Raw genomic sequence first — 3530 nt, 5'->3', positions numbered from 1 at the left:
CTTCTTACCCCCTTTTTTAGACCCGGTAAAAGCTCCCTCCTCGTACCCGAAAAGCTCTGATTCAAATAAAGATTCAGGTATCGCACCACAGTTTACTTCAATGAAAGGTTCAGCCTTTCTTGATGACATTTGATGAATTTTATAAGCAATATGGTTTTTACCAACCCCCGACTCACCCTCGAGTAATAGAGTTACGTTTATATCTGCTACCTTTGATACAACTTCAAATACTTTTTCCATTTTTCCATTACTTATAAAGAATTGTTGAGTCGCCTGTTTTCGTAATTTTTCATTCTCTTCTTGAAATTTAAGTAATGCTCTTGCTACCTGCTCATTTTCTTTTCTTAAGTACTCAAATTCGGTTATATCCCTTGAAAAACTCGTAGCACCTATTAATATTCCTGATTGATCATAAACCGGATATCCGGAGATGATTAGTTTTCTATGATGATTTGTTTCTTGAATTAGCGTTACTTCCTTGTTAGTTCTTAGCACGCTTGCAATGACAGAGGGAGAAAAAAGTCCTTGTTTTTCAAGTTCGAAAATATTATGATTAACGATTTGCTCACACGGAATACCAAAGACTGTTTCAGTAGATTGACTTGCATATAAAACCATTCCCGTTGCATCCGCAATAAAGATTTCATCAAAAGAATGTTCTAAAATATGGTTTAAAAATATCGAATCATCCCTGCTTATATTCATTTTCATCACCTAGTCATTTTTGATTTAATCATAATCAAAAATGACTAATAATTCAAACTATTTTAAATTATTTTATTTCATTTACGTCAATTTTAAAATGATTTGAAGCAAAGATGCAAAAAGCCACTACAATTATTTCAATGTAGTGGCAGATAACCATTAACTTTATGGTTCTTTACTAGTAATTCTCAATCAAAGATGATAAATCAAACCATATAACTTAATTTTTTTAAGAATATATCTTATTTGCATTAATATCCTTAAATTTCCTAACCTGCCCTGAAATCGCCAATTCAGTTGGCAGGCGTTCAATACTTGATGCTCCAAAAAATCCCGAAACACCTTTTGTCCTATTTAGAACATACTCTGCATCTTCTGGTTCGGAAATGGGACCACCATGACATAAAACAATAATATCTGGATTAATGCTCTTACCGGCATCATGGATTCGCTGGACTAAATCGACTGCCCCATCAATATCGATTGCAGTTTTCGCTCCAATTGCTCCTTTTGTTGTTAAGCCAACATGAGCAACGAGGATGTCAGCACCAGCATTTGCCATTTTTACTGCATCCTCTTCATTAAAGACATAAGGGGAGGTAACTAACCCGATGTCATGTGCTTTTTTAATCATTTCCACTTCTAAATCATAGCCCATTCCAGTTTCCTCTAAGTTTTGCCGGAATTGACCATCACATAAACCTACGGTTGGAAAGTTTTGGACACCGGAAAAACCTAATTCCTTCAGTTGTTTTAAGAAGTAATCCATGTCTCTAAATGGATCCGTTCCGCAAACACCAGCTAATACGGGAGTGTCTTTAACAACAGGTAATACCTCGTTACCCATTTCCACGACAATTTGATTGGCATCCCCGTAAGGCATTAGTCCTGCCAATGAACCACGTCCCGCCATACGGTAGCGGCCTGAATTATAGATGATGATTAGATCAATCCCACCCATTTCAGCGCTTTTTGCTGATAACCCGGTTCCCGCACCTCCACCAATAATTACTTTTTTGTCTTCAATTTGTTTATTTAATCGTGCTAATACTTCTTCTCTAGACAGACGCATTCTCAACACCACCTATTCTTGTACTTAGTAAATCCAATAATTGATTAGCTATTAAACTAGCAACAACAGGATGATTAATATCTTCTTCCACTTCTATTAATTTAATATGAGGTTTCAAGTTCTCTTTTATACCATTATACAAAGCTTGTCTTTCTTCCATTCCTTCAAATGGCTGACCAGATTGATCTAATAATGATACCCCGCCTTTAGGGAAAACAAGGACAGTTGGCGACGAACTCTTATTTAACTTCCGTGCTAATGTTTCGCCTAATATAAAGTTCTCTTCTACGGTTGTCCTCATCAAGGTAGTTGTAGGATTATGTTGATAAAATTTCCGATCGTTGAATTTTTCTGGAACCGTATTAGGAGGACCGAAATTCACCATATCTAACGCACCTACGGAAACCACTTGAGGAATTCCTTTCAATCCAGCTACTTCTAACCGGTTTTCTCCTGAACAAAAAATTCCTCCCACCAGTCCATCTGCCAGCTCCGTTGTGGTAATATCGACAACCCCTTGAATAAAGCCGTCAGTAATTAAATTTTCCATGGCGTCCCCGCCAGCGCCTGTCGCATGGAAGACCAGTACATCAAACCCGTTCTTTTCCAAAATTTCTCTTGTTTGATTGACACATGGTGTCGTTACTCCAAACATCGTAGCTGCAATCATCGGCTTTTCTTCATATACGATTGGAATGGAATTCCCTTTCACCATCCCGCTAAGTGCATTGGCTGCATTCCGAAGAATTCGAGCTGATAAACTGTTAATTCCTGCAATATCAACGATCGAATACATCATCATGATATCTTTTTCTCCAACATATGGACGGGTGTTGCCGGAAGCAACCGTCGAAACAATAAGCTTTGGTACGCCAACCGGTACACTTCTCATCGCGGCTGCACTAACGGTTGTACCCGCCGTTCCTCCCATTCCAAAAACACCTGCCACGATATCATCTTCCACCAATTTTGATAAAACGGAAACGGCTCCCTTAGTCATCACCGCAACAGCATGCCCACGATCATTTTTTTGCCTTAGTTCTTCGATTGTGGAGCCGCCTGCAATGGCAACTTCCTCATTACGAATTTCTCCAACAGAGGAAGACTCATAAACACCAGTATTGATTAATAGAGTTTCTACTCCTGATTCTTCAATGATATCTTTCACATACAAGAATTCTGTTTCCTTTGTATCTAAAGAACCTATTAAGACAATTTTTTTACTCATGAACTCCCTCCTTTTTTAAAATACCATCAAAGAACTCTTTCGTTTGGCGAACAACTTCCACCTCACCAATTCTGTCTTGTTGGTAAAAGGATGGATAATGGGTATCAATGGTTAAGATTGCCTGTGAGTCATTATCAGCAAGCGCTTTTATCAGTGGTTCATGAATAAAGTCATCCTTCCCAGCAATCGCAAAATTTCCAAACGTTCCATATGGATTTTCAATCGTAATCGAATTAGATAAACGTGAAGCGCCTTTTAGGTGGGTTTGATAGACAGAGCCTTTAATATGGTTATACATTTCCAAAGTAGGGTATTCCCCAGCCCGCCAGCCATTGACGATATCCCAATTAATTTTCAGGTTTGGATGGTTCGAGTATTTTAGGAGAATTCCTAATTCCTCACAATTACTTGTTAAAGTAGGTGGTTCGTTTTCAACCAATAAAATTTTTCCTCTTTCTTTTGCCTGTTCTGCATGCCTTAACATAATTTCTGCATTATGTTTATACTGTTTTTCCTTTTCTTCAT

General features: G+C 38.0%; 4 protein-coding genes. All 4 read right to left on the bottom strand.

Going from position 1 to position 3530, the window contains the following annotated elements; all coding sequences use genetic code 11:
* On the bottom strand, positions 1 to 705 hold a 705-nt coding region (locus V7137_RS18755; RefSeq protein WP_335699483.1), incomplete at its 3' end, for a sigma 54-interacting transcriptional regulator.
* A gap of 229 nt (positions 706 to 934) precedes the next feature.
* Positions 935 to 1777: a phosphoenolpyruvate hydrolase family protein gene (locus V7137_RS18750; protein ID WP_335699482.1), complete on the bottom strand. Its 843-nt coding sequence runs from the start codon at positions 1775 to 1777 to the stop codon at positions 935 to 937.
* Positions 1764 to 3005, bottom strand: a complete 1242-nt coding sequence (locus tag V7137_RS18745; protein WP_335699481.1) for a Tm-1-like ATP-binding domain-containing protein — start codon at positions 3003 to 3005, stop codon at positions 1764 to 1766. The genes V7137_RS18750 and V7137_RS18745 overlap by 14 nt, the downstream gene beginning before the upstream one ends.
* Positions 2998 to 3530, bottom strand: a 533-nt coding sequence (locus tag V7137_RS18740) for a sugar phosphate isomerase/epimerase family protein (RefSeq protein ID WP_335699480.1), incomplete at its 5' end; no start/stop codon positions are given. The genes V7137_RS18745 and V7137_RS18740, both read right to left, overlap by 8 nt.

The sequence above is a fragment of the Neobacillus drentensis genome, assembly GCF_036962765.1.
Classification (GTDB): domain Bacteria; phylum Bacillota; class Bacilli; order Bacillales; family Cytobacillaceae; genus Neobacillus; species Neobacillus drentensis_C.
This window is presented reverse-complemented; position numbering and strand designations above follow the sequence as displayed.